The following is a 24,909-nucleotide window of genomic DNA, read 5'->3' as shown; positions in this document are numbered from 1 at the left end:
GCCATTAAGCAGGATTCGCTGCGCAAATGAAGCGAATCTTCTTGATGCCTGAGGGCAGGGTATGGTTTAGCGAGCGGGGCTGATCAGCGTGATGACCGCATCCATCAAGGTCTTGCTGCGTTTGGCTTCAAATCGCTCTGGCTCGATTGGCAACATCATCATCCAGCCGTCACTCAGCGCGCTGAGCTGATCGGCGAGCAGATCGGCAGCAATGTCTTTGCGAATGATGCCCTGGGTTTGTCCTTTGCCCAGAATGCTTGCGAGATTCTCGCGAAAGCGCGAGTAACGTTTCTGGATTACGTCGGCAAACACCGGTTCGTGCCTTGCGTGGGCGAGCATCTGAAACAAGGCCAGCCAACGCGCCGAGTCATTGGCTTGAGTCAGGTTCAACCACTGCTCGATCATTGCCCTGACATCGACCTTTTCCTGATCGGCATCCAGCAAGTGATCGAACTCGTCAAACAGACTCTGCGCCGCCGCCGTGATCATTTCTTCTTTATTGGCAAAGTAATAGGTCACGGCGCCAGTGGTGCAGCCGGCATGACTGGCGACTTTGCGCAGAGACGTCCCGGCATAACCCTCCTGGGCAATGACTTCAATCGCTGCAGTCAACAGTTCACCGCGTTTTTCCAGACGATTACCTACCGGACGGCCGCGACGTGGGGCGGGCGCTGAATCACTGTCAATGGAGTGCTGACTATCCGTGGAAGGCGCTTGAGCATCATTCATGAGAGAAGGTGATTCCGTTGGTTGAAGGCGTTGAGCCGGCAGCGGCTGCGAACGCCATTTTGGCTTGGCACGTCGCGATCATGCAATCGTTCAGATTCGACCGCTGCCAATCACCGCGACGGCCCGAACTTCCACGCGCAAGCCCGGCATTGCCAGTTGTGAAATGCCGACAGCGGTCCAGGCTGGATAACGTTCAGGGAAGTATTCGTCCTTTACCTGTCCAAAAGCGTGCACTTCGACCTGCAGATCGGTATGAAACGTCATCAACTCGACTACATCGGCCAGGCTTGCACCCGCAGCTTCGAGGATGGTCCGCAAAGACTGAAGCGCCAGATGGGATTGCGCCTGGATGCCTTCGGCTGGAACCATGGCCTCGTCGATACCGACCTGGCCGGACACCCAGATCATGTTGCCGACGCGTGTCGCCTGGGAAAAGTGGAAGTTGTCGTAGATTGCCTGGGTGTGACCAGGGTTGAAGGACTGACGCTGCAGGTCTTGAGTGTTCATGGCAATGCTCCTTTTATATTAATTGGCGGAACGTTGGGTGGCGGAAGCCGTCTCCCGCTTTCAGGGTCGACAGCTCTTCAGTAAACAGCACGCCTTGCTGCGGGTAACCGCTCGCGCTGTTTTCTGGTAAAGGATGGAAGGTGGCGTCGTCGCCAAAGAAACGGAAAACGAAGGTGTGACGATCCGGGAAGGCATCATCCACCGGAGCGCCACCATGCAGTGAACCCGGATGCAGCAAGACGATATCGCCGGGCTCGGTAGCCCACGAAATGATGTCGAATGATTCGGGATCGTTTTGGCGCAGCGCCTCGATATCCGGCAGGCGTGGCAATGCGTCGCCGCCATGCAGCGGCTGAGTCGGATCGTTTGGATCGCGAAACGTAGTGCCGTCGTAGCGTGGTCCTTTGTGTGAACCTCGAACGATTTCCAAAGCGTTTTTCTTCGGCACTGATTCAAAACTGACCCAGGCATTGGCCCAGTGGTTTCCGGCCCACGGCAGATAAGACGTGTCCTGATGCCAAAGCGTGCGAGATCCGCGCCCACCTGCTTTGAGAAACACCTCTTCGGCGAAGTACCACACGTTTTCCGAGCCCCAGAGCTGCGCAAACAGCTGGCCAAAGGGCAGGGAGGTTACGAGTTCTTCAAGACGCGCCTTGGCGACGGGGTTGGCATTGTCAACATGGGACTGTTGCTCAGTCCCGTCGAACATTCGGGTTGCATGAGGGCCGTGATTTTCGACTGCCCAGTCATAGGCTGCCCGGCACTCAGCCAATTGATCTTTGTTCAGAAAACCTTTGATCAGGACGGCCCCGTCTTCCAGGAACGCCTTTCGCACAGAGAGTTGCATGAGAGCTTTCTCCTCGAAAATGCCACGTGGCAATTTCGATGCTAGCAGCCCTCAAAATTAAACACAACGATAGTTATGTTAATTATGAAGAGCCATTACGATGACAGAATCTTGAAGATCTGTGCATACCAGCAACGGCGCCGTCACGATCAAAGATGAGGGTTTCAGCTGCGCAGTCCTCACTCGGCGCCAAGCATCACCTTGTCTGAGCGCACAGCCCCGGCTTTTTGCGTAGCTATAGAAAGCCTGGATCGCTCGCAGATGCGCCGCCGCAGTATTGAAAGCGCGGTTCCTGAGTCTGAGTTGGACGTACATAAAGGGGCAAGCATGGGCAACGGTGCCACGTCATCAGCTTGCACGAGCAGCGGTAGTCGTTGACTTGAAGAGAAACGGCACATGGGCATGGCCCGTTGAAAGAGTAGGCGTAAAAACGAATTCGTCGAATCAGTGACTTACGTGGCTTATGAACATTTCTAACATGGCCTGTCGTTTAACATAATATACATTATGCGTACCATCATGTACGGGACCGGGGGGCTCTGGTGATGAGATTTCGAGCCTGGCACAGGCTTCGATCACTTGGCAGCAACCCGTACCTGGATATCAGTAAAGCGTAAGTCAAACAGGCTCGCGACACCTGACGACAACTCCGTCACGGTTGGCTTATCCGAGCACGTCATGAGAATCTACACGCTCAAACCACAGCTACCGATAATTGAGGTCATGGATGAAATTCAAGTTGTCCTTCACGCGCAAGAACAAATCAGACTCAATGGAAATGGACATTTTCACACTTGAAGTCGATGCTCATGTTGAGCCAAAACGAATCGCTGATTTTGATCAAGGCACAGCTTCAGTTAGCTTTGGATACCCAGGAATCACTGAGGAATACAGTATTGTCAGTCCACCTACCCAAGATGACCTAGTAGTTTTGGAGCTGGCCGGCAAACCGATTTTCAGGCTTTGGCAGCGAGATTCGGATGATTTGAGCATTGGTGCACCGATTACGGTGAGCCAAGGCGAATTCGACCAGACTCAGGGCCGTGTTACCCGACGAACCTGGTGATACACGCGTAAATTAGATGGAGGGCCATGAATTCTGGTCCCTCCGCCTCCGTACATATTCATATGCATTATAACTAAACTAAATAACTATTTAGTTTAGTTATATATGGGTCGTCATCCATCAAAGCCTAAACCGATCCACCGACTGCGAAAGCTTCCCCGCCAGACTCGACAATTCATCCGTCGTCGACGCCGTCTCGCCAATCACCCGACTGTTACTTTCCGACATTCCCGCAATCCTCTCCACCTGATGAGCAATCTCATTGCTGGCCAGGCTCTGCTCACTAATAGTGCGGGAAATATCGTTGACCAATTCAGTGGTGCTCAGCGTGGCCTGGAGGATCTCGCGAATGGCACGTTCCACTTCGGCAGTCACCGCCATGCCCTTGTCCACTTGGGCAACGCCCTCCTCCATGCTGATCACCGCTTCACGGGTGTTTTGCTGGATACTCCCGACCATGCTGGCGATTTCCTGGGTGGAGGCGCTGGTGCGTCCGGCCAGGCTGCGCACTTCGTCGGCCACGACTGCAAAACCGCGTCCTTGTTCACCGGCGCGGGCGGCTTCGATGGCGGCGTTCAGGGCCAGCAGGTTGGTCTGGTCGGCAATCCCCTTGATCACCTGGATAATGCTGTAGATCGCCTCGGACTCCTTGTCCAGCGTGCGGATCACTTGGGCCGACTGTTGGGCAGAACGGGCGATGCCGTCCATGTCGCTGACCACTTGGTGGATGACCCGGCCGCCATCCTTGGCCAGGGTTTCAGCCTGACTGGCCATGTCCAGGGCACGTTGGGCGTGACGGGTGATTTCTTCGATACTGGCGGTCATTTCGCTCGCGGCGGCGGCCATGGTGCTGGCGGCGACGCTTTGTTGTTGGCTGCTGCCTGCCACTTCATGGCAACCCTGGCTGAGGCGCTCGCTCATGCCATTGACGCCATGGGCATTGCTGCGAACCACTTCGATCATGCCGCGCAAATCCCGCTGCATCGTCGCCAGGCTGCGAATCAGTGCACTGGCTTCGTCCTGGTTCTTGGGTTCGACAATCGGCTCGCTCAGGTTGCCATGGGCAATGCTCAGGGCAATACGGCTGGCGGTGCGCAACGGCCCCATGATGCTCAGGGTCACCCAACGTCCTTGGGCCAGCAGCAACAGCAGGCTCGCCCCCAATACGATAATCAAGGTCCAGTTAGCGTTGCTGATGGTTTGCCGGGTACCGGTGCTGGTGAGTTGGGTATGGTTTTCGATCAGTTCGCTCAACGCCGCCATTTGTTCTTCCAGCTGGCTGAACGCGGCATTGAAGGTCTGCAGTTCCCCTCGTGCGGCCTCGGGATTGTCCAGGGCCAGCGCGACGATGCGCTCGCCGGCACTGATGTAGGTGTCCAGGCTGGGTTTGATTTTTTCCAGGCTGGCCTTGATCGAGGCGTCCAACGGCAGCTTGAGATTGTCCGCCAGCACCTCGCGAAAGTGCTCGGCATGCTCCTTGATCGAGCTGTTGACCTCGGCCGGCGTACTGGTGCTTTTGCCCAGCCCGACCAACATGGCCGACAGTACATCCGCACGCAGGGCGTCGTGCATCATGTCGGCTTCCATGTGGTTGCGCAGTACCGTCATGCTAACGTCGTTGTCCTGTACCGCATCGGCCATCCGCGTATTGCCCAGGTAGCCAGCCAGGCTCATGATCAAAGCGGTGAGCAACCCGGTCGCAATCAACAGCACCAAGCGTAATTTGATCGTCATAGTGGTACCCCGTGCCAGGACCGCCGGTTGGGAACCCAACCGTTTCAATGTCGCTGCTAGCTGTATCGGCAGCTGTTGCTTGTTAGTGAAGCCTAAGTTTGCGGATCTGCGCGGTTCCCTTAAGCTGACCGTCCGTTGCTCTACCTGGATCTGCCAAATGCCTCAACGTATCGCCCGTCTCGCCCTGTTGCTGGGCTTGATCACCGCCGTCGGTCCGTTTGCCATCGACATCTACCTGCCGGCGCTGCCGACCCTGGGCGCCAGCCTCCAGGCCTCGCCGGCGGCCGTGCAGATGAGTTTGACGGTGTTCTTCATGATTATCGGCGTGTGCCAGTTGTTCTACGGCCCCCTCAGCGACGTGTTCGGGCGTAAACCACCGATTTATGCGGGTTTGGTGATCTTTGCCATTGGCAGCGTCGGCTGCGCACTGGCCCCGACTATCGAAGTGCTGATCGGCTTTCGAGCCATACAAGCGTTCGGTGCCTGTGCGGGCATGGTGATCCCACGGGCGATTGTCCGTGACCTGTACACCGGCCATGAAGCGGCGCGTCTGATGGCTTTGTTGATGCTGGTGATGAGTGTTTCGCCGATCCTCGCACCACTGGCCGGCAGCCTGGTGATTTCGATCTGGAGCTGGCGCGAAGTGTTTGCCGTGTTGGCGGTGGTGGCCGTGCTGTGTCTGGTGATGACCGCAGTACAACTGCCAGAAACCCACCCGGCCGAGCGCCGCCTGGGCAAGACACTGGGCCAGGCGTTCGGCAGTTATGGCGCCCTCCTCCGCGACCCGGTCTTTACGGGTTTGTCGGTGGTGTGCGGGTTTGGCTTGGCCACCTTCTTCGTGTTCATCGGCAGCGCGCCCTTCGTGTACATCGAGTTTTTTGGCCTGACGCCAACCCAGTTCAGCCTGTGCTTTGCGCTCAACGCGGCCTCGTTTTTCGCCATGAGCCAACTGACCGCCCGCCTCAGCGCCCGCTTTGGCCTGGCGCCGTTGATTCGCTGGTCGGTGGTGGGCGTGGCAGCGGTCATGAGCTTGCTGGCGGGCACCACACTGTGGGGTGACAGCCTGGGCTTGATGATGGGGCTGTTGTTTATCGGTTTCGGCTTTCTTGGCCTGCTATTGCCGGCGGCCGGGGTGCTGTCGCTGGAGGATCATGGTGCGGTGGCGGGTTCTGCGTCTGCACTGCTGGGTGCGATCCAGATGGTCACGGCTGCTGTGGCTATGACCTTGGTGGGCGTGTTCGCCGACCATACTCCAGCGCCGATGTTGATCGGGATTGCGCTGTGTGCGCTTGCCGCGATGGTTACCACGCTGTGGACCTTGCGCCGCTTGCCAGCTCACCTGGCCTCAAGCGTGCCGCCACCCTCCTGATCCAACATCCTGGTCGCCTGTGAGGCCCTCTTCGCAGGCAAGCCAGCTCCCACATTGGATCGTGGCGTGTCTCAGGCTACCACCTACAAATCAAATCGGTCCACCGCCCGCCGCCGCTCATTGTCGTCACGCACGTCATAGCTGGCAGTGGTCTGGATGTTGGTGTGATGCGCCAGTTTCTGCGCAATCGACAAATCATGCTCCTCGATCACCCGGGTGATAAACGAACGACGGAAATCATGGGGCATGATCTTGACCCCCACCTGATCACCGCGCTGGCGTGCGATGTAGTAAATCGCATGCTTGGTGATCCGCTCTCGGGTGATATGGCTGCCTCGCCGGATGCGGTTGAACAGGAAGCTGTCGTCCTGCTCGCCTTCCTTGAGGTGCTCGCGACGAAACGCCAGCCAGGCCTGCAGTTTGGCAAACGCCCAGTCCGGCGCGTACTTGACCAGCTCTTTGTTGCCCTTGCCGATCACGCGCAAGCTGCGCTCGTCAAAGTTGATCTGTGCCAGGTCCAGGTTCACCGACTCCGACTTGCGCATGCCCGAGCCATATAACAGACCGATCACTGCGGCATCTCGCAGGCCCTGAGGTCGAGGGTCGGCGGCGCAGACGTCGAGCATCTCGCGGATCAGGGTGCGGCGCAGGTTGCGGCCCTGGCCCAGGCGCGTGCCGGGTGTGGCCTTGACCGAGCGCATCTTCAACAGGTGGTCCTGGCTGATCAAGCTCATGCGCCACGCTTCATTCATCACCCCGCGCACCGCATTCACATACAGCGACGAAGTGTTCGGCGCTAAGCCGTCCTCGCGCAAGGCAGCCACCAATGCGATGACGTGTTCGGGCTGCAGCAGGTGCCAGTCAATCTCTTCGAGGTTGAGGTCTTCGAAACCCAAGCGGTCGGCGGCATCCTGCAGCACGTAGCGCATGGTCAGTTGGCTGGAAGGCGCCAGGCGGGTGAGATATAGGGTCAGCGGGTTGCAAATGGACTCGGTCAAGGTAGATCAGCCTTTGGATTAAATACACCGACCAACTATTTGATTAATCGATGTATTTAGTGGATTGGCGAAGGCCGAGTCTACCCCAGGACCGGCCCTGGCACAAAATCACGGGGCCGATTCGTCGTCTTCGCTGGCTGCCTGGGGTTGGGCCTGGGATTGGCTCCAGTCAGCGTCCTGTTGCTGCATCAGCGCGAACCAATGCTGGCGCATAAAGGCGAGGTAATTGTCCGGCGCCTTGGCAAAGTCCTTCTCGTCACCATAGCAACCTGGCAGTGGCAGTTCGGTGCCCTGCTCCTTGTATTGGCTGACCAGCGCTTGCTGCGCCGCGACGCTGCAGTCGGTGGGCAGGGGCATGCCGCGCAAGGCACCAGCGTCCTCGTCCCACCAACTGGCGCCCACGCGGTCAAGGCCACGCAGACGATACTTCTCGGACTTGCCGGCATGCATGATCAGCTTGAATTCGTTGGGGCTGACATCACTGGTGCAGGCCCGCGAATAACCGACCGTGGCCTGGGTATTGCCGTCGCCCAGCAGGTCGGTGACCTTGGTGGCAGCCCGGTCAAAGCGCAGCCCTGCGTCGAATTCGCAGTGCTGCACATCGTCGTACAGCATCCACACGCGCTTGGGGCGCTCGCCACTCAGCACGTATTGCGCCGCGTAGACAAAGGCCGATTGGGTACCATCGTCATCGCGCTCACCGACTTGCTCAGCGAGTACCAGCAGGTTTTTGCCTTGGCGGTCATCCCAGGTGTAAGCCGCGATCTGCTTGCCGCGCACTTCCACCCCGTCCGGCACCTGGTCCAGTGGGGTCAGCGGAACGCCTTGATCGGCCCGCACGCTGGTGACACAGGCCACCGTCATCAACAATCCCATCAGCGCTGGCCGCAACTGGCCGCGTAAAAGCTGCACGCTATTCATCCGAGTACCCTGGCAAGAGAGGGCTTACTTTACCGGCACTTGAGCGCTAATGCAGAGAAGATTGTTGAAGGGCAAGCATTGGCCTGATCACAAGGCTGAGATTGAACCAAGCGCCCTGTATAACGCTCCGATACTGCCATCTGACGTCTAGATGTAACGCCTTGATTACCTAGCTGAACCCTAGCTGTCTACCTGTCAAATAAACGGGTTTTTCATCCGCCTTTCATATTCGTTGAACATTTTTGCGCTTAACCTTGTATCCAACACTTCAGAGTAATCCGGGGTTTATCGACTAACCTGTTGATTACACTTTATCTTTAGCTCCGCGTTGTCGTCTGCGGGCTGTAGTTTTGCCCAATAATCACTGCCGTTTTCGCGCTCCAAGTTGCTCCAGCCCGAGGTCATGAATCTTTGAAACCCTACCCTATTCATTGCGTGTCGATCGTTATCCCGGTCTACAACGAACAAGAAAGCCTGCCTGAGTTGCTGCGTCGCACCACGGCAGCCTGCAAGCAGCTGGCCTACGAATACGAAATCATCCTGGTGGATGACGGTAGCCGCGACAATTCGGCCCAATTGCTCGAAGACGCCGCCGCGGAAGACGGCAGCAATGTGGTAGCGGTGATCCTTAACCGCAACTACGGCCAGCACGCGGCGATCATGGCCGGCTTTGAACAGTGCCGTGGCGAAGTGGTGATCACCCTTGACGCCGATCTGCAGAACCCGCCGGAAGAGATCCCGCGCCTGGTCGAGCAAGCTGCCCTGGGCTACGACGTGGTCGCCACCGTGCGCAATAACCGCCAGGACTCGGCCTTCCGCCGCTGGCCGTCGCGCTTGATCAACCTCGCCGTGCAGCGCTCTACCGGCGTGGCCATGACCGACTACGGCTGCATGTTGCGCGCCTACCGCCGCACCATTGTCGACGCCATGCTCGCCTGCCGTGAACGCAGCACGTTCATTCCTATCCTGGCCAACGGCTTCGCCCGCCACACCACGGAAATCCTGGTGCACCACGCCGAACGTGAGCACGGCGAATCCAAATACAGCGCCATGCGCCTGATCAGCCTGATGTTCGACCTGCTGACCTGCATGACCACCACGCCCTTGCGCCTGCTGTCCATCGTCGGTTTCAGCCTGGCGGCGCTGGGCGTGCTGTTTGCCTTTGCCCTGATCGTCATGCGCCTGGCCTTCGGCGCCGACTGGGCCGGTGATGGCCTGTTCGTGCTGTTTGCGGTGTTGTTTGTGTTCACCGGTGGCCAGTTCATCGGCATGGGCCTTTTGGGCGAATACCTGGGCCGCATGTACAGCGATGTCCGCGCCCGCCCACGCTTCTTTATTGAAAAAGTGCTGCGCAACCAACCGGCAGCACCGGCTCCAGTCGTCGTGGTCGACGGCCTGGTGTCTTCCCATACTTCTACTTCTTCTTCGGATCAGGTCCAGTCATGAGTTCAAAAGCTGTTGTATTCGCCTACCACGATATTGGCTGCGCAGGCATTGAAGCGCTGCTCAGCGCCGGTTACGACATCGCCGCCGTGTTCACCCATGCCGATGACCCCAAGGAAAACAACTTCTACGGCTCCGTCGCCCAGCTATGCGCCCGCAATGGCATCCCGGTACATGCACCGGAAGACGCCAACCACCCGCTGTGGATCGAACGCATCGCCAAGCTGAACCCGGAGTACATCTTCTCGTTCTACTACCGCAACCTGCTGAGCGAGCCGCTGTTGGCCACCGCCCGCAAAGGCGCGTTCAACCTGCACGGCTCGTTGCTGCCCAAGTACCGTGGCCGCGCCCCGGCCAACTGGGTGCTGGTCAACGGCGAAACCGAAACCGGTGTGACCCTGCATCGCATGGTCAAGCGTGCCGATGCCGGCGCCATCCTGGCCCAGCAGAAAGTCACCATCGAGCGCACCGATACCGGCCTGAGCCTGCACGCCAAGCTGCGTGATGCGGCCACGGCGCTGCTGCGTGATGCCCTGCCACAGCTGGCCCAGGGCAAGCTGAGCGAAACCGCCCAGGATGAGAGCAAAGCCACCTACTTCGGCCGTCGCACCGCCGCCGATGGCAAGCTGGACTGGAAAAAACCTGCCGAGCAACTGTTCAACCTGGTGCGTGCAGTGACCCAGCCGTACCCTGGCGCCTTCTGCGCCGTGGGCGAGCACAAGCTGATCGTGTGGCAAGCCGACGTGGTCAAGGGCAACGAAGGTCTGGCGCCTGGCCGTGTAATCAGCGTCAACCCGCTGCGCATTGCCTGCGGTGAAGATTCCCTGGTGGTCAAGTTCGGCCAGCGCAACGAAAACGGCCTGTACCTGGCCGGCCCGTCCCTGGCCGATGAACTGGGCCTGGTGGATGGCTCCGTGCTACGCGGCGCCGAGTCGGGTCGCAAGCCGCGCCGTACCCGTGTGCTGATCCTGGGCGTGAACGGTTTTATCGGTAACCACCTGTCCGAGCGCCTGCTGCGTGACGACCGCTACGAAGTCTATGGACTGGACATCGGCTCCGACGCCATCGAGCGCCTGCGCAGCCACCCGAACTTCCATTACGTGGAAGGCGACATCAGCATCCACACCGAGTGGATCGAGTACCACATCAAGAAATGCGACGTGGTGCTGCCGCTGGTGGCCATCGCCACGCCGATCGAATACACCCGTAACCCGCTGCGCGTATTCGAACTGGACTTCGAAGAAAACCTCAAGCTGGTGCGCTACTGCGTCAAGTACAACAAGCGCGTGATTTTCCCGTCGACCTCCGAAGTCTATGGCATGTGCCAAGACCAGTATTTCGACGAAGACACCTCCAACCTGGTAGTGGGCCCGGTCAACAAGCAACGCTGGATCTACTCCGTCTCCAAGCAACTGCTGGACCGCGTGATCTGGGCCTACGGCGACAAGGGCCTGAAGTTCACCCTGTTCCGGCCATTCAACTGGATGGGCCCGCGCCTGGACCGTCTGGACTCGGCGCGTATCGGCAGCTCCCGCGCCATTACCCAGCTGATCCTCAACCTGGTGGAAGGCACGCCGATCCGTCTGTTCGACGGTGGTGAACAGAAGCGTTGCTTCACCGACATTGCCGACGGCATCGAAGCCCTGGCACGCATCATTGATAACGACAATGGCGTCTGCGACGGGCAGATCATCAACATCGGCAACCCCGAAAACGAAGCCAGCATTCGCCAGCTGGGCGAAGAACTGCTGCGTCAGTTCGAGGCTCACCCACTGCGCCACAACTTCCCGCCGTTCGCCGGTTTCCGCGACGTCGAGAGCAAGGCGTTCTACGGCACAGGCTACCAGGACGTGGCGCACCGCAAGCCGAGCATCGAAAACGCCAAGCGCCTGCTGAACTGGGAGCCGAGCGTGCAGATGAGCGAAACCATCGGCAACACGCTCGATTTCTTCTTGCGTGAAGCCATGCTTGAAATTGCGGATAAAAAGTAATGCAGGCAGGTCTTCGCATCGACGTCGACACCTACCGCGGCACCCGTGAAGGTGTGCCACGGTTGCTCGACTCCCTGGCCGAAGCCGGGGTCAAGGCGACGTTCTTCTTCAGTGTCGGGCCGGACAACATGGGGCGTCACTTGTGGCGCCTGATCCGCCCGCAGTTCCTGTGGAAGATGCTGCGCTCCAACGCTGCCGGCCTGTATGGCTGGGACATCTTGTTGGCCGGCACTGCCTGGCCAGGCAAGCCGATTGGCCGAGACCTGGGGCATTTGATGCGCCAGGCCAAGGCGGCCGGGCATGAAGTCGGCCTGCACGCCTGGGACCACCATGGTTGGCAGGCCAACACCGGGCGTTGGAGCGAGGCACAACTGGTCGAGCAAATTCGACGCGGCGTAGACACCTTGAGCGACATCCTCGGCGAACGAATCGACTGTTCAGCGGCCGCTGGCTGGCGTGCCGATGAGCGTGTGGTGCAAGCCAAGCAAGGCTTCAACTTTCGCTACAACAGCGATTGCCGGGGCACCAGCCTGTTTCGACCAACCCTGGCCGATGGCAGCGCGGGCACCCCACAAATTCCGGTAGACCTGCCGACCTTCGACGAAGTCGTCGGGCCGGTGGTGGCTGCCAATGATTTCAACCGCTTCATTCTCGAGCGCTTCAGCGCGTCGAAGCTGAATGTCTATACGATCCACGCGGAAGTAGAAGGGATTCTGATGGCCAATGATTTTCGCCAGTTGCTCGCCCGGGCCGGGCAGCGCGGCATTGATTTCAAACCCTTGGGCGAGCTGTTGCCCACGGATGTGACCACCCTGCCCCAGCAACAGTTGGTGCGCGGCGCATTGAGCGGCCGCGAGGGTTGGCTGGGAGTGCAGCAGGCATGATCCGCCGCTGGGCTTTGCCCCTGCTCCTGCTGGCGTTTGCCGTGTTCTACCTGCTGCCGTTGGCCACCCATGGCCTGTGGATTCCAGATGAAACCCGCTATGCGCAAATCAGCCAGGAAATGCTGCTGACCGGCAAGTGGGCCGCGCCGCACTTCATGGGTATTCGCTACTTCGAAAAGCCCGCCGCAGGCTATTGGATGATCGCGCTGGGCCAGGCGATCTTCGGGCAGAACCTGTTCGGCGTGCGGTTTGCCTCGGCATTGAGCACCGGTTTGAGCATTCTGCTGGTGTATCTGGTCTCTCGCCGGTTGTGGAACGACCCGCAAAAAAGCCTTGTCAGCACGCTGCTCTACATGAGCTTCGTCAGCGTGGCCGCGCTGGGCGGCTATGCCAACCTGGACCCGCAGTTCACCTTCTGGGTCAACCTGACAGGCGTGGCCTTGTGGTTCTGTTTCGACAGCACCACGCGGCGTGCGCGCTTGTGGTCCTGGGCCTTGCTGGGCCTGGCGTGCGGCATGGGCTTCATGACCAAGGGCTTCCTGGCCTGGTTGCTGCCGGTGCTGGTCGCCCTGCCCTACGCCGTCTGGCAAAACCGTTTTGGCGAGTTGTGCAAATTTGGCCCTGTCGCCGTGGTGGTGGCGATTGCTGTCAGCGTGCCGTGGGCCTTGGCCGTGCACTTGCAAGAGCCGGACTACTGGCATTTCTTCTTCTGGCACGAGCACATCCAACGCTTTGCCGGTGAAGACGCCCAGCACGCCGAACCTTTCTGGTATTACTTGCCGCTGCTGGTCGCGTTCGCGCTGCCGTGGGTTGCGCTATTGCCGTCCGCGTTCAAGCAGGCCTGGCTGCAACGGCGTGTGCCGAAAACCGCGTTCCTGCTGCTGTGGCTGTTGATGCCCCTGGCCTTTTTCAGCCTGGCCAAAGGCAAGCTGCCCTCCTACATCATGCCGTGCATGCTCCCCCTGGCCTTGCTGATGGGCTCGGCCCTGAGCGACAAACTGGCTCAAGGCCACGGCCGCGTGCTGCGCATCAATGGTTGGTTGAACCTGGTGATCGGCGTGCTGGTCTTGCTGGCCCTCAGCTGGTTCCAGTTGAAGAAGCCGGTATACGAACCGGGTGAGGAAACCCTCAGCCTGGTGCTGGTGTTCATCTTTTTGTTCGGTTGGATCGTCGTCAATCTGCTGCAAGCGGCGCGCCCTTTGGCATTGTGGGCCGCGCCGCTGATCGGCAGTGGATTGCTGGTGCTGCTGGTGCCTGCGGCGTTGCCCCATTCGGTGGTTTACAACAAGACTCCGGACCAGTTCATCATTGATCACATCGATGAATTGCAACCCAGCGTTGCCCTGCTGAGCAACGACCTGGGCGCCGCCTCGGCGCTGTCCTGGCGCCTCAAACGTCCCGATATCACGCTGTACAACACCTCCGGTGAGGTCAAGTACGGCCTGGCTTACGAGGATACGGCCCCGCGTCTGGTCGACCGTAACCGCATCCAGGCGTGGATGGCCGAAACCCGTCGTACCGGCGCGGTGGGCGTGGTGATGCGCGTCAATAGCACCGGCGAAAAAGAAGAACTCGCACTGCTGCCCACTGACGGCAAGCGTTATGCGCAAGGCAAGATCGTGATCCTGATTTTCCCGCAGGTCGCGCCATGATCACCCTGCTGCTACTGCTCACGGCCTGCCTGCTGACCTGCATGGGCCAAGTCTCGCAAAAATTCGCCGTGGAAAGCTGGCGCGGCGTGCCGGACGGCTGGGCACCGAAACTGCGCTCGCCGTGGTTGTGGTCGGCGCTGGTGTGCCTGGGCCTAGGCTTGCTGGTGTGGCTGCTGGTGTTGCAGCGCCTGGAAGTCGGCATTGCCTACCCCATGCTCAGCTTGAATTTTGTGCTGGTCACGCTGATGGCGCGCTTTGTGTTTCACGAACCCATTGATGGCCGTCACTGGCTGGGTGTGGGGCTGGTGATTGCCGGCGTGGTCTTGCTGGGGCGTCAGGTATGAGCCGCGTACGGGGTTTCGCCCTGGCCTTGGGCAGTGTCGGCCTGGTAAGTGGTGCCCAACTGGGCATGCGCTGGAGCATGACGCGTCTGCCGCTTCCCACCCAATGGCTGGCTGCCTTCACGGATAACAGCATCGACCTGGGCGCCCTGGGCGTGGTGATCCTGGCGATCATCGCCTATGCGCTGTCGATGCTGTGCTGGCTCGGCGCACTGAAGCACTTACCCCTGGGCCGCGCCTATTCGCTGCTCAGTATCAGCTACGCGTTGGTGTATTTGCTGGCCGCCAGCCTGCCGGTGTTCAACGAAGATTTTTCGCTTTCAAAAACCCTGGGGGTGGCCTTGGTCATCCTCGGCGTACTGGTTATCAACTCTCGTCGTGCTAGCACCTCAAGTCCCAGGAATACCCCATGAAAATCAGTGTATTTGGTAGTGGTTACGTTGGTCTGGTTCAGGCCACTGTATTAGCCGAAGTCGGTCACGATGTCATTTGCATGGACGTTGACAAGCGCAAGGTCGAGTCGCTGCAGAAGGGCCATGTGACCATCTTCGAGCCGGGCCTGGCAGCCATGGTCAAGGACAACCTGGAAAGTGGGCGCCTGCACTTTACCCACGACGAAAAGCTCGCCGTCGAGCACGGTGAAGTGCTGTTCATTGCCGTGGGCACGCCGTCGGATGAAGACGGTTCGGCCGACTTGAAATACGTGCTGTCGGTGGGTGATGCGGTCGCCCGCCATCGCGTGGCGCCGGTGATCCTGGTGGAAAAATCCACTGTACCGGTCGGCACTGGCGACACATTGCGCGACCACATCCTCAATAACCTGCGCGCCGCCGGCCGTGAATTGCAGTTCGATATCGTCTCCAACCCGGAATTCCTCAAGGAAGGCTCCGCCGTTGCCGACTGCCGCCGCCCGGACCGGATCATCATCGGCTGCGAGCGTGAAGAGGTGCGTGACGTGATGCGCGACCTGTACGCGCCCTTCAACCGCAACCACGACCGCATCATCTTCATGGACCTGCGCAGCGCCGAACTGACCAAGTACGCCGCCAACTGCATGCTGGCCACCAAGATCAGCTTCATCAACCAGATCGCCGAGTTGGCTGAACACCTGGGTGCCGACATTGAGTCGGTGCGCCTGGGCATCGGTGCCGACTCACGCATCGGCTACCACTTTATCTACCCCGGCTGCGGCTATGGCGGCTCGTGCTTCCCCAAAGACATGCGCGCCCTGATCCACAGCGCCAAGCAGGCCAACTGCTCCAGCGACCTGCTCGAAGCCGTGGAAGCCATCAACCAGCGCCAGAAGAGCAAGCTGTTCGAGCGCATCAACGCGTTCTTCCAGGGCAATCTCAAGGGCAAGACGTTTGCTTTGTGGGGCCTGGCCTTCAAGCCCAACACCGATGACATGCGTGACGCCCCCAGCCGCGTGCTGATGGAAGCCCTGTGGGCTGCCGGGGCCAATGTGCGCGCCTTCGACCCTGAAGCCATGCAGGAAACCCAGCGGATCTACGGCGATGACCCGCGCCTGATGCTGATGGGCACCCCGGAATCCACCTTGGGCGGCGCCGATGCGTTGATCGTGTGCACCGAATGGCAGCAATTCAAGGCGCCGGACTTTGACCTGATTCACCTGCGCCTGAAAACCCCGGTGATCTTCGACGGCCGTAACCTGTACGACGGCGAGCGCCTGACGCGCAAAGGCTTCAAGTACTTCCCCATCGGCCGCGGCGACTCCTGCGAGTTACCGATCCCCCAGCAAAACTGGGTGGAACAGGTCAAGGACGCTTGCTAAGTGAACATCGCCTTACCGTCCGGGCAGCGTGCAACGATCCGCCGCCAGTCCCTGGGGCTTGGGCTCTTGGCGCTGCTGCTGTTTATCGTCGGCAATTGGCACCAGGCGATCATCGGCTTTGATTCGCGCTTTGTGCTGTTTGCCCAGGAAATGCTGCGCCATGGCCCGAGTTTCTTTCCCACCACCTATGGTCAGCCGTATGCCGATTACCTGGCGACATCGACCCTGCTGACGTGGCTGCTGTCGTTGCCCCTGGGCCAGGTCACCAGCCTGACGGCGTGGCTGCCCACGGCGGTCGCATCAGCGCTGATCGTGGTGCTGGTCTATCGCCTCACCGCGCCCTACTCGCCACGTTGGGGCCTGCTGAGTATTGCGATGCTGCTGCTCAGCAGTACGTTCATCAGCGAAACTCGGGCGGTCTCCCTTGACCAGATGCTCGCCGCCGTGGCGTTGGCGGTGTTCTACCTGGGCTATGCCCATGATCATTTCGCCGCCGCCAAGCGCCTGCATTGGGTGTTTTTGCTGTTGCTGCTGGGGTTTGCCATTCGTGGCCCGATCGGCCTGGTGATCCCTACGGGCGTGTTGTGCAGCTACTACCTGATCAACCGCCAGTGGCGCCAGCTGTTCAGCTTCGGCCTGCTGGCACTGGCGCTGCTGGTGGCGTGCGTCGGTCTGTTGCTGCTGCTGGCCAAGCTCAGCGGCGGTGAAAACTTCATGCATGACGTGATTCGCATGCAGTTCCTGGGGCGAATGGATGGCAGCGAAGGCTCGGGCGGCGTCCTGTATTACTTCACCAGTTCCCTGGGCAACTACGCCCTGGCCTATCCACTGGCATTGTTAGTGCTGCTGGCGGTGCTGATGAACGGTCGACGCGCGCCGGCCCCGGCCTTGAAGCTGGTGCTCTATTGCGCGGCAGCGGCTGTGCTGGTGATGCTGGGCCTGTCGGTCCCCCAAGCCAAGAAAGCGCGCTATATCCTGCCGATGCTGCCGATGGCCGCGATCATTGCCGCGTATCCCTTCGCGGTCACGCAAGGGCGACAGTTTGCGTGGCTACGCGCCTTGATGCTGGGCATCTGGACGCTGTTGCCAACGCTGTTGGCCATTGGCTTGGTGGTGGCGCGGCGGCGCTACCCGGAACCACTGGCCGACCTTGAGCTGATCTTCGTCGTGCTTGGCACGCTACAGGTGCTGGCCCTGCTGGCATTGCTCCGCTCGCGGCTGCGCACCTACGGCCCCGCCTTGGCCGCCGTGCTCGCCCTCTGGACCACCTACATCATGGTGGTTGAACCCCTGGAACGTCAGGTGTACGACACCCGCACCTTCAGCCTTGCCGTCAAGGCGCACGTTCAGCAGCAACCGGCGCCGCTGGTGTTGCATGCACTGGGCAAAGACGCGAAAGCTATCAAGTTCATGGTCAACTTCGATTGCGACAAGGTGCCGCTGTTTACCCAATTGCCTGCCGAATTGAAACCGGTCCAGGCACCGGCATGGTTGGTCATGAGCCAGGCTGACTTCCAGGCACTGGACGATCCGCGCCTGCGCTCAATCACGCCGACGCTCACCGCAGCGTTCGACAAAAATCCGTATGTATTGCTGCACTTGGCAAAAGCCACGACGCCTTGAGTGCTTTGCCCGCTGCACTGTAAGAAAGCACGCCCACTCCTCCACGAGTGGGCGACTTTCATCATAGGTACCAAGAAAACACCTACATTTGTTTGCGTAATGGCTGGTGCACTTTCCCTTCCGGTGCTCGGAGCCCAACTGTAGACTCGCTGCCACGTGCACTTACTATCTACCACCCGACCGCCAGGACTGCCCTGAAACGCTTGGGCCAGGGCACTTCATGACAACAAGGACGTTGTAGGCTGCCCGCGCGCGATGGCTTACTTCATCGAGAGGACAATGCCGTGCGAGAAAACCTATTGACCATTCCTTTACCCAGGCTGGATCGCTTGATGGCGTTGCGTGACGCACTGGTGGCGTTGAAGGGGCCGCTGGCCGACGATCCAAGGCTGCGCGAAGACCTTCAAGCGCGTCTGTTCAATGAAGAAAACCATAGTCGCGTGCTGGGCAAGATCAATCCGGCTACACCCGCAGACTCCGGGCCGATTACCTACGGCGAGGCCTTTTAGCTGCATTTATTTTGCATTTAACCCTCATTAATATGCATTGGCGCCGCGTTATCAAGCACTGCACACTGCACAGGTTCCTTCCCCCAAATGTTGGAACCTTCAAAGGGCTGTTCCGGGAAACCAGGCAGGCCTTTTTTTTCGCCCGCTGTTTATGGACCGTCTTTCAATGCTCGCTCGCTGGTTACCCGCTGCAATCAACACCCGTCCCGCCGAATGGAGCCGTGCAGCCATCGGCATGGCCCTGGGCACGATGCTCAGTGTCTGGGCCTGCGCCCAGGTGTTCGGCATGGAGGTGGCCCTGCACCTGCTCGGCCCTCTTGGCGCATCGGCCGTACTGTTGTTTGCCGTGTCGTCGGGGGCGCTGGCCCAACCCTGGTCAATCATGGGCAGTTACCTGTGTGCAGGCGTCGTCGCGTTGCTGGTCGCCCGCGTCCTGGGGCGCACCTTGGGCAGCGCGTGCCTGGCGGCGGGCATGACCGTGATCCTCATTTGCTGGCTGCGCTGCCTGCACCCACCGGCCGGCGGCCTGGCCATGACCCTGGTGCTGGCCGATCCGGCATCGGTCGGCCTCGGCTGGTACGAGCTTGCGCCGGTGATGCTCGGCGCCGGCGCCCTGCTCGCCTGCGCGCTGGCCTATAACAATGCCACGCGCACGCGTTATCCCAAGGGCCTTGCCGAGCCTGCCCCGGTTATCCTGGGCACTGCCAATGCCGTGAGCGAGCCGAGCATCACGGCAGCCGACCTCAAGCTCGCGTTGGCCGAGATGGAGCAGTTCTACGATGTCGAACCGACAGAGTTGGAGCAACTGATCCACGCCGCCGAGGGCCATGCCCGACGTCGCAGTATCGGTGAGGTACTGGCCAGCCGGCGGGTTTGACCGGCACTGCATAAATGCAACAACCACCTGCAGGATTCCGGGTTGTACTGGGCAAATTTGCACTGGTACGATCACGAGAGAGTTCACCCGCGAACATCTTGATAAAGACAATAAAAGCAGGGAGTTAGAGATGACTGCTCAGGTTTCATCCCAAGCAAGCCGCGCCGAGGTCCAGCAGGACGCTGTCCTGGCAAGCGTGCGCAACCATATCGGCCACCTCACCCTCAATCGTCCCGCTGGCTTGAACGCCATCACCCTGGACATGGTCCGCCAGTTAACCGCGCATTTGCAGGCCTGGGCCGACGACGCCGAGGTCTACGCCGTGGTACTGCGCGGCGCCGGTGAGAAAGCCTTTTGCGCCGGCGGCGACATCCGCTCGCTGTACGACAGCTTCAAGCAAGGCGACACCCTGCACCAGGACTTCTTCGTCGAGGAATATGCCCTCGACCTAGCCATTCACCACTACCGCAAACCCGTACTGGCGTTGATGGACGGTTTCGTCCTCGGCGGTGGCATGGGCCTGGTGCAAGGCGCGGACCTGCGTGTAGTCACCGAACGCAGCCGCCTGGCGATGCCGGAAGTGGCCATCGGCTACTTCCCGGATGTCGGCGGCAGCTATTTCCTCTCACGCATCCCGGGTGAGCTGGGTACTTACCTTGGGGTGACTGGCGTGCAGATCCGTGCGGCCGATGCCTTGTACTGCGGGTTGGCAGACTGGTACATCGACAGCGCCAAGTTGGTTGAGCTGGATCAGAAACTCGACGGCCTGCACTGGCACGACTCGCCGCTCAAGGACTTGCAAGGCGCACTCGCCAAGCTCGCCGTGCAGCAATTGCCCGACGCCCCCTTGGCGGCCTTGCGCCCGGCCATTGACCACTTTTTCGGGTTGCCAGACGTGCCCAGCATCGTCGAGCAGTTGCAACAAGTCACCGTGGCCGATAGCCATGACTGGGCGCTGACCACCGCCAACCTCATGCAGACCCGCTCGCCCCTGGCCATGGCCGTGACCCTGGAGATGCTGCGCCGTGGCCGCCACTTGCCACTGGAACAGTGCTTTGCCCTCGAACTGCATCTGGATCGCCAATGGTTCGAGCGCGGCGACCTGATCGAAGGGGTTCGCGCCCTGATCATCGACAAGGACAAGACTCCGAAGTGGAACCCGCCCACCCTCCATGCGCTGGATGCCAGCCATGTGGACAGCTTCTTCCGCGACTTCGTGCAGATTGGGAAATAAGCCATGCAAGATCTTGAATACACTGAAGAACAAGTGATGATCCGCGACATGGCGCGGGATTTTGCCCGAGGCGAAATCGCCCCCCATGCCCAATCCTGGGAAAAAGCCGGCTGGATCGACGACGCCCTGGTGGCGAAGATGGGCGAGTTGGGCCTGCTAGGCATGGTCGTCCCGGAAGAATGGGGTGGCACCTATGTCGATTACGTCGCCTATGCCCTGGCCGTGGAGGAAATATCCGCCGGTGACGCTGCGACGGGCGCGTTGATGAGCATCCATAATTCAGTGGGTTGCGGGCCGATCCTCAACTACGGCACAACCGAACAGAAACACACCTGGCTGGCCGAACTCGCCAGTGGCCAGGCCATCGGTTGCTTCTGCCTGACCGAACCCCAGGCCGGTTCCGAAGCCCATAACCTGCGCACCCGTGCCGAGCTGCGTGATGGCCAATGGGTCATCAATGGCGCCAAGCAGTTTGTCAGCAACGGCAAGCGCGCCAAGTTGGCCATCGTGTTCGCCGTGACCGATCCAGACTTGGGCAAGAAAGGTATTTCGGCGTTCCTGGTGCCCACCGATACCCCAGGTTTCGTGGTCGACCGCACCGAGCACAAGATGGGCATTCGTGCGTCAGACACCTGCGCCGTCACCCTCAACCAATGCAAGGTTCCCGAAGCCAATCTGTTGGGTGAGCGCGGCAAGGGGCTGGCCATCGCCCTCTCCAACCTGGAAGGCGGCCGCATTGGTATCGCCGCCCAGGCCCTGGGCATCGCCCGCGCCGCGTTTGAAGCCGCGCTGGCCTACGCCCGTGATCGGGTGCAGTTCGACAAGGCAATCATCGAACACCAGAGCGTGGCCAACCTGCTGGCCGACATGCAAACCCAGCTCAACGCTGCGCGCCTGCTGATCCTCCACGCCGCACGCCTGCGTACTGCCGGCAAACCGTGCTTGTCCGAAGCCTCCCAGGCCAAGCTGTTCGCCTCGGAAATGGCCGAGCGGGTCTGCTCCAAGGCGATGCAGATCCATGGTGGGTATGGGTATCTGGAGGATTACCCGGTGGAACGCTACTACCGGGATGCACGGATCACGCAGATTTATGAAGGCACCAGCGAGATTCAGCGGATGGTGATTGCCAGGGAGTTGAAAAACTACCAGCTCTAACGGACAGACACAAAACCCTGTGGGAGCTTGCCTGCGATGCAGACACCTCGGTCCATCAGCTAACCGAGGCGATGCCATCGCAGGCAAGCCAGCTCCCATCTTTGCTATGCGGGGTTTGGCAGGGGTTACTTATCCTTGAATTCCGGCGCCCGCTTGGCCACGAATGCGGCCATGCCTTCCTTCTGATCCTGGGTCGCGAACGCCGCATGAAACACCCGGCGCTCAAAGCGCACGCCTTCGGACAGGCTGACTTCAAACGCACGGTTCACGCTTTCCTTGACCATCATGCTGATCGGTACGGATTTACCCGCGATCAGGGCGGCCACTTTCAGCGCTTCTTCCAGCAATTCATCGGCGGGCACGATGCGCGCGACAATCCCGCAGCGCTCGGCCTCTACCGCGTCAATAAAACGCCCGGTCAGGCACATTTCCATGGCCTTGGCCTTGCCCACTGCACGGGTCAGGCGCTGGGTGCCGCCCATGCCCGGCAGCACGCCGAGATTGATTTCCGGCTGACCGAATTTGGCGGTGTCGCCGGCAAGGATAAAGTCACACATCAGGGCCAGTTCGCAGCCACCGCCCAGGGCGAAGCCATTCACGGCGGCGATGATCGGCTTGCGGCGATTGGCCACGCGATCGCTGTCGCTGAACAAGTCGTCCATATAGATCTGCGGGTAGGTCAGCTCGGCCATTTCCTTGATGTCGGCACCGGCCGCGAAGGCTTTTTTCGAGCCGGTCAGCACGATGCAGCCAATTTCAGGGTTGGCTTCCAAACTGTCCAGCGCCTGGTTCAGCTCACTGACCAGTTGTGCATTCAAGGCGTTCAGTGCGCTGGGACGGTTGAGCGTGATCAGCCCGACACGGCCCTGGACGTCAAGCAGGATGGTTTCGTAACTCATGTATCGGCTCCTTAAAGATTGCGTGAGATGACCATGCGTTGAATATCGCTGGTGCCTTCGTAAATCTGGCAGACCCGCACATCGCGGTAGATCCGCTCCAGGGGGAAGTCGTTCAGGTAACCGTAACCGCCCAAGGTTTGCAAGGCGGCCGAGCAGACTTTCTCGGCCATTTCGGACGCAAACAGCTTGGCCATGGACGCTTCCACCAGTGCCGGCTTGCCACTGTCACGCAGGGCGGCGGCGTAATGCACCATCTGCCGGGCGACGGCGATCTGGGTGGCCATGTCGGCCAGGCGAAAGGCCACGGCCTGGTGTTCGATCAGCGGCTTGCCAAAGCTTTCACGCTCACGGGCATAGTCGCGGGCCGCTTCGAAGGCGGCGCGGGCCATGCCCACCGACTGGGAGGCGATGCCCACGCGGCCACCTTCCAGGTTGGCCAAGGCGATTTTGTAGCCCTCGCCCTCCTCGCCCAGACGGTTGGCCACCGGTACTTTCACGTCTTCAAACAAGATCTGGCAAGTGTCCGAGGCATGCTGCCCCAGCTTGTCTTCCACCCGTGCCACGGTATAACCGGGCGAATCGGTGGGCACGATAAACGCGCTGATTCCACGCTTGCCTGCGGCGGGGTCAGTGACCGCAAACACAATCACGATCCCGGCGTTTTGCCCGGAGGTGATGAACTGTTTGCAGCCGTTGAGTACATAGTGGTCGCCTTCGAGGCGCGCACGGGTTTTCAGGCTGCTGGCGTCGGAGCCGGCCTGGGGTTCGGTCAGCGCGAAGGCACCGAGCATGGCGCCGCTGGCCAGGGGCGTGAGGAACTGCTCTTTCTGCTGGTCATTGCCAAACTTGAGGATCGGTACGCAACCCACCGAGTTGTGCACGCTCATGATCGTGGAGCAGGCACCGTCGCCAGCGGCGATTTCTTCCAGGGCCATGGCGTAGGCCAGGTAGCCGGTGTCGCAACCGCCCCACTGTTCCGGGACCAGCATGCCGAAAAATCCCAGTTCGGCCATTTCCCCAATGGCCTCCTTGGGAAAACGATGCTCGCGGTCCCACTCGGCGGCGAAGGGTTTCAAACGCTCCTGGGCAAATTGCCGGGCGGCGTCGCTGATTTGCAGTTGTTCGTCATTGGGCAACATAGGTCATCCTCAATACAGGCATTCAACGGCCATGGCCGTGGCTTCACCGCCGCCAATGCAGATAGCGGCGACGCCACGCTTGAGGCCCTTCTGGCGCAGGGCGGCGAGCAACGTCACCAGGATGCGTGCGCCGGAGGCACCAATGGGGTGGCCCAATGCACAGGCACCACCATGCACGTTGACCTTGTCGTGGGGAATCTCCAGCTTGCTCATGGTCACCAGGCTGACCACGGCGAAGGCCTCGTTGATTTCGAACAGGTCCACCTCGTCGAGGCCCCAGCCGGTCTTGCTCATCAGTTTGCGAATCGCCCCCACCGGCGCCACCGGAAACAGCCCAGGCTCATCAGCAAACGCGGCGTGCCCGTGGATCACTGCCAACGGCTTGAGGCCACGCTTGAGCGCCTCGGACTCACGCATCAGCAACAACGCCGCGGCGCCATCGGAGATCGAGCTGGAGTTGGCTGCTGTCACTGTACCGCCGTCACGGAACGCCGGTTTCAGGCTGGCAATCTTGTCCAGCCTGGCTTTCGGCGGTTGCTCATCGTGCAGAATGGTTTTTTGTTCTTTACCCACGGTGACCTGCACCGGGACGATTTCACTGGCAAAGCTACCGTGGGTGATGGCCTCTTGTGCGCGGGTCAGGGAAGCGATGGCAAACGCGTCCTGGGCTTCCCGGGTAAAACCATTGTGCTCGGCGCAGTCCTCGGCAAAGGTGCCCATCAGGCGCCCCTTGTCGTAAGCATCTTCGAGGCCGTCGAGGAACATATGGTCCAGCACCTTGCCGTGGCCCATGCGGTAGCCGCTGCGCGCACGATCCAGCAGGTACGGGGCGTTGGACATGCTTTCCATGCCGCCTGCGATCACCACATCCACGCTGCCAGCGCGCAGCGAGTCGTGGGCCAGAATCGTCGCTTCCATACCGGAACCGCACATTTTGTTGAGGGTGGTGCAGCGCGTGCCCTTGTCCAACCCGGCGCCCAGGGCAGCCTGGCGGGCAGGCGCCTGTCCAAGCCCGGCGGGCAGCACACAGCCAAACAGCACTTCGTCAACAGCATCGGTGGCGATACCGGCACGCTCGACCGCCGCACGAATGGCGGCTGCGCCCAGCTGCGGTGCGGTCAGGCTTTTGAGGTCGCCCTGGAAACCGCCCATGGGCGTGCGCACGGCGCTTACAATAACAATAGGGTCGTTCATGGCAA

At 60.3% G+C, this 24,909-nt stretch carries 23 protein-coding genes and 1 pseudogene; 14 read left to right on the top strand and 10 right to left on the bottom strand.

What is annotated here, in order from left to right:
• Positions 1-66 precede the first annotated feature (66 nt).
• The 3 genes from JJD66_RS06985 to JJD66_RS06975 all read right to left on the bottom strand — a co-directional run bounded on the left by JJD66_RS06985 (position 67) and on the right by JJD66_RS06975 (position 2,083).
• Entirely contained in the window at positions 67-729 is a 663-nt protein-coding gene (locus JJD66_RS06985) for a TetR/AcrR family transcriptional regulator (protein ID WP_198715793.1), read from the bottom strand.
• A gap of 90 nt (positions 730-819) precedes the next feature.
• Entirely contained in the window at positions 820-1,236 is a 417-nt protein-coding gene (locus tag JJD66_RS06980) for a RidA family protein (RefSeq protein WP_198715794.1), read from the bottom strand.
• 13 nt (positions 1,237-1,249) lie between these two features.
• On the bottom strand, positions 1,250-2,083 hold the full coding sequence (locus JJD66_RS06975; RefSeq protein WP_198715795.1) for a phytanoyl-CoA dioxygenase family protein: 834 nt from the start codon (positions 2,081-2,083) through the stop codon (positions 1,250-1,252).
• Between the two features lie 727 nt (positions 2,084-2,810).
• On the opposite strand from JJD66_RS06975, the gene JJD66_RS06970 reads away from it, so the two are divergent.
• Positions 2,811-3,149, top strand: coding sequence for a hypothetical protein (locus JJD66_RS06970; RefSeq protein WP_089041730.1), 339 nt, complete (start codon positions 2,811-2,813; stop codon positions 3,147-3,149).
• A gap of 120 nt (positions 3,150-3,269) precedes the next feature.
• On the opposite strand, the gene JJD66_RS28435 is transcribed toward JJD66_RS06970, so the two are convergent.
• Positions 3,270-3,995, bottom strand: coding sequence for a methyl-accepting chemotaxis protein (locus JJD66_RS28435; RefSeq protein WP_370712708.1), 726 nt, complete (start codon positions 3,993-3,995; stop codon positions 3,270-3,272).
• 132 nt (positions 3,996-4,127) lie between these two features.
• Positions 4,128-4,883: pseudogene (locus tag JJD66_RS28430) on the bottom strand (MCP four helix bundle domain-containing protein); the annotation flags it as partial.
• Between the two features lie 157 nt (positions 4,884-5,040).
• Here JJD66_RS28430 and JJD66_RS06960 point away from each other — a divergent pair.
• A complete protein-coding gene (locus JJD66_RS06960; protein WP_105226847.1) occupies positions 5,041-6,252 on the top strand; it encodes a multidrug effflux MFS transporter in 1,212 nt (403 codons plus the stop codon).
• An 83-nt stretch (positions 6,253-6,335) separates the two neighbouring features.
• On the opposite strand, the gene JJD66_RS06955 is transcribed toward JJD66_RS06960, so the two are convergent.
• Both JJD66_RS06955 and JJD66_RS06950 read right to left on the bottom strand, forming a co-directional pair.
• On the bottom strand, positions 6,336-7,250 hold the full coding sequence (locus tag JJD66_RS06955; RefSeq protein WP_200647850.1) for a site-specific integrase: 915 nt from the start codon (positions 7,248-7,250) through the stop codon (positions 6,336-6,338).
• A gap of 108 nt (positions 7,251-7,358) precedes the next feature.
• A complete protein-coding gene (locus JJD66_RS06950; protein ID WP_200647849.1) occupies positions 7,359-8,171 on the bottom strand; it encodes a M949_RS01915 family surface polysaccharide biosynthesis protein in 813 nt (270 codons plus the stop codon).
• Between the two features lie 411 nt (positions 8,172-8,582).
• Between JJD66_RS06950 and arnC the strand changes: the two genes are divergently transcribed.
• The 12 genes from arnC (at position 8,583) to JJD66_RS06890 (ending at position 21,672) form a co-directional block, all read left to right on the top strand.
• The gene (gene arnC, locus JJD66_RS06945; protein ID WP_003191219.1) at positions 8,583-9,617 is read left to right on the top strand and encodes an undecaprenyl-phosphate 4-deoxy-4-formamido-L-arabinose transferase; all 1,035 of its coding nucleotides are present in this window, start codon (positions 8,583-8,585) and stop codon (positions 9,615-9,617) included.
• Positions 9,614-11,605, top strand: a complete 1,992-nt coding sequence (gene arnA / locus JJD66_RS06940; RefSeq protein WP_105226851.1) for a bifunctional UDP-4-amino-4-deoxy-L-arabinose formyltransferase/UDP-glucuronic acid oxidase ArnA — start codon at positions 9,614-9,616, stop codon at positions 11,603-11,605. Before arnC ends, arnA begins: the two co-directional genes overlap by 4 nt.
• A complete protein-coding gene (arnD, locus tag JJD66_RS06935) occupies positions 11,605-12,489 on the top strand; it encodes a 4-deoxy-4-formamido-L-arabinose-phosphoundecaprenol deformylase (protein ID WP_200647848.1) in 885 nt (294 codons plus the stop codon). Before arnA ends, arnD begins: the two co-directional genes overlap by 1 nt.
• Positions 12,486-14,141, top strand: coding sequence for a lipid IV(A) 4-amino-4-deoxy-L-arabinosyltransferase (gene arnT / locus JJD66_RS06930; protein ID WP_200647847.1), 1,656 nt, complete (start codon positions 12,486-12,488; stop codon positions 14,139-14,141). Before arnD ends, arnT begins: the two co-directional genes overlap by 4 nt.
• Complete coding sequence (gene arnE, locus JJD66_RS06925) at positions 14,138-14,485, top strand: 4-amino-4-deoxy-L-arabinose-phosphoundecaprenol flippase subunit ArnE (RefSeq protein ID WP_105226854.1); 348 nt, start codon at positions 14,138-14,140, stop codon at positions 14,483-14,485. The genes arnT and arnE overlap by 4 nt, the downstream gene beginning before the upstream one ends.
• Complete coding sequence (gene arnF, locus JJD66_RS06920) at positions 14,482-14,895, top strand: 4-amino-4-deoxy-L-arabinose-phosphoundecaprenol flippase subunit ArnF (protein ID WP_200647846.1); 414 nt, start codon at positions 14,482-14,484, stop codon at positions 14,893-14,895. Before arnE ends, arnF begins: the two co-directional genes overlap by 4 nt.
• Complete coding sequence (locus tag JJD66_RS06915; protein ID WP_105226856.1) at positions 14,892-16,274, top strand: UDP-glucose dehydrogenase family protein; 1,383 nt, start codon at positions 14,892-14,894, stop codon at positions 16,272-16,274. The genes arnF and JJD66_RS06915 overlap by 4 nt, the downstream gene beginning before the upstream one ends.
• Positions 16,275-17,897 (top strand): ArnT family glycosyltransferase, encoded by a 1,623-nt coding sequence (locus JJD66_RS06910; RefSeq protein WP_200647845.1) that lies wholly within the window; start codon positions 16,275-16,277, stop codon positions 17,895-17,897.
• A gap of 320 nt (positions 17,898-18,217) precedes the next feature.
• A complete protein-coding gene (locus JJD66_RS06905; RefSeq protein WP_256595417.1) occupies positions 18,218-18,406 on the top strand; it encodes a type VI secretion system contractile sheath small subunit in 189 nt (62 codons plus the stop codon).
• Between the two features lie 166 nt (positions 18,407-18,572).
• On the top strand, positions 18,573-19,283 hold the full coding sequence (locus JJD66_RS06900) for an HPP family protein (RefSeq protein WP_105226858.1): 711 nt from the start codon (positions 18,573-18,575) through the stop codon (positions 19,281-19,283).
• Between the two features lie 130 nt (positions 19,284-19,413).
• Entirely contained in the window at positions 19,414-20,517 is a 1,104-nt protein-coding gene (locus JJD66_RS06895) for an enoyl-CoA hydratase/isomerase family protein (protein WP_200647844.1), read from the top strand.
• A 3-nt stretch (positions 20,518-20,520) separates the two neighbouring features.
• Positions 20,521-21,672, top strand: coding sequence for an acyl-CoA dehydrogenase family protein (locus JJD66_RS06890; protein ID WP_200647843.1), 1,152 nt, complete (start codon positions 20,521-20,523; stop codon positions 21,670-21,672).
• 125 nt (positions 21,673-21,797) lie between these two features.
• On the opposite strand, the gene JJD66_RS06885 is transcribed toward JJD66_RS06890, so the two are convergent.
• The 3 genes from JJD66_RS06885 to JJD66_RS06875 are packed head-to-tail and all read right to left on the bottom strand — an operon-like array spanning position 21,798 to position 24,904.
• The gene (locus JJD66_RS06885) at positions 21,798-22,571 is read right to left on the bottom strand and encodes an enoyl-CoA hydratase (RefSeq protein WP_054896511.1); all 774 of its coding nucleotides are present in this window, start codon (positions 22,569-22,571) and stop codon (positions 21,798-21,800) included.
• A gap of 11 nt (positions 22,572-22,582) precedes the next feature.
• Positions 22,583-23,710, bottom strand: coding sequence for an acyl-CoA dehydrogenase (locus JJD66_RS06880; RefSeq protein WP_034127453.1), 1,128 nt, complete (start codon positions 23,708-23,710; stop codon positions 22,583-22,585).
• 9 nt (positions 23,711-23,719) lie between these two features.
• Positions 23,720-24,904 carry an acetyl-CoA C-acyltransferase gene (locus tag JJD66_RS06875; RefSeq protein WP_054896512.1) on the bottom strand — a complete coding sequence of 395 codons (1,185 nt, stop codon included), beginning with the start codon at positions 24,902-24,904 and terminating at the stop codon, positions 23,720-23,722.
• Positions 24,905-24,909 lie beyond the last annotated feature (5 nt).

The organism is Pseudomonas sp. MF6751, from assembly GCF_016613265.1.
GTDB lineage: Bacteria > Pseudomonadota > Gammaproteobacteria > Pseudomonadales > Pseudomonadaceae > Aquipseudomonas > Aquipseudomonas fluorescens_BV.
Note: the sequence above shows the minus strand (reverse complement) of the source record. Positions and strands in the feature narration are given on the sequence as shown.

Coding starts and splice junctions, on each gene's coding strand:
- JJD66_RS06985 (WP_198715793.1), bottom strand. CDS start 729: ATGAATGATGCTCAAGCGCCTTCCACGGATAGTCAGCACTCCATTGAC.
- JJD66_RS06980 (WP_198715794.1), bottom strand. CDS start 1,236: ATGAACACTCAAGACCTGCAGCGTCAGTCCTTCAACCCTGGTCACACC.
- JJD66_RS06975 (WP_198715795.1), bottom strand. CDS start 2,083: ATGCAACTCTCTGTGCGAAAGGCGTTCCTGGAAGACGGGGCCGTCCTG.
- JJD66_RS06970 (WP_089041730.1), top strand. CDS start 2,811: ATGAAATTCAAGTTGTCCTTCACGCGCAAGAACAAATCAGACTCAATG.
- JJD66_RS28435 (WP_370712708.1), bottom strand. CDS start 3,995: ATGGCCGCCGCCGCGAGCGAAATGACCGCCAGTATCGAAGAAATCACC.
- JJD66_RS06960 (WP_105226847.1), top strand. CDS start 5,041: ATGCCTCAACGTATCGCCCGTCTCGCCCTGTTGCTGGGCTTGATCACC.
- JJD66_RS06950 (WP_200647849.1), bottom strand. CDS start 8,171: ATGAATAGCGTGCAGCTTTTACGCGGCCAGTTGCGGCCAGCGCTGATG.
- arnA (WP_105226851.1), top strand. CDS start 9,614: ATGAGTTCAAAAGCTGTTGTATTCGCCTACCACGATATTGGCTGCGCA.
- arnD (WP_200647848.1), top strand. CDS start 11,605: ATGCAGGCAGGTCTTCGCATCGACGTCGACACCTACCGCGGCACCCGT.
- arnT (WP_200647847.1), top strand. CDS start 12,486: ATGATCCGCCGCTGGGCTTTGCCCCTGCTCCTGCTGGCGTTTGCCGTG.
- arnE (WP_105226854.1), top strand. CDS start 14,138: ATGATCACCCTGCTGCTACTGCTCACGGCCTGCCTGCTGACCTGCATG.
- arnF (WP_200647846.1), top strand. CDS start 14,482: ATGAGCCGCGTACGGGGTTTCGCCCTGGCCTTGGGCAGTGTCGGCCTG.
- JJD66_RS06915 (WP_105226856.1), top strand. CDS start 14,892: ATGAAAATCAGTGTATTTGGTAGTGGTTACGTTGGTCTGGTTCAGGCC.
- JJD66_RS06900 (WP_105226858.1), top strand. CDS start 18,573: ATGCTCGCTCGCTGGTTACCCGCTGCAATCAACACCCGTCCCGCCGAA.
- JJD66_RS06895 (WP_200647844.1), top strand. CDS start 19,414: ATGACTGCTCAGGTTTCATCCCAAGCAAGCCGCGCCGAGGTCCAGCAG.
- JJD66_RS06890 (WP_200647843.1), top strand. CDS start 20,521: ATGCAAGATCTTGAATACACTGAAGAACAAGTGATGATCCGCGACATG.
- JJD66_RS06885 (WP_054896511.1), bottom strand. CDS start 22,571: ATGAGTTACGAAACCATCCTGCTTGACGTCCAGGGCCGTGTCGGGCTG.
- JJD66_RS06880 (WP_034127453.1), bottom strand. CDS start 23,710: ATGTTGCCCAATGACGAACAACTGCAAATCAGCGACGCCGCCCGGCAA.
- JJD66_RS06875 (WP_054896512.1), bottom strand. CDS start 24,904: ATGAACGACCCTATTGTTATTGTAAGCGCCGTGCGCACGCCCATGGGC.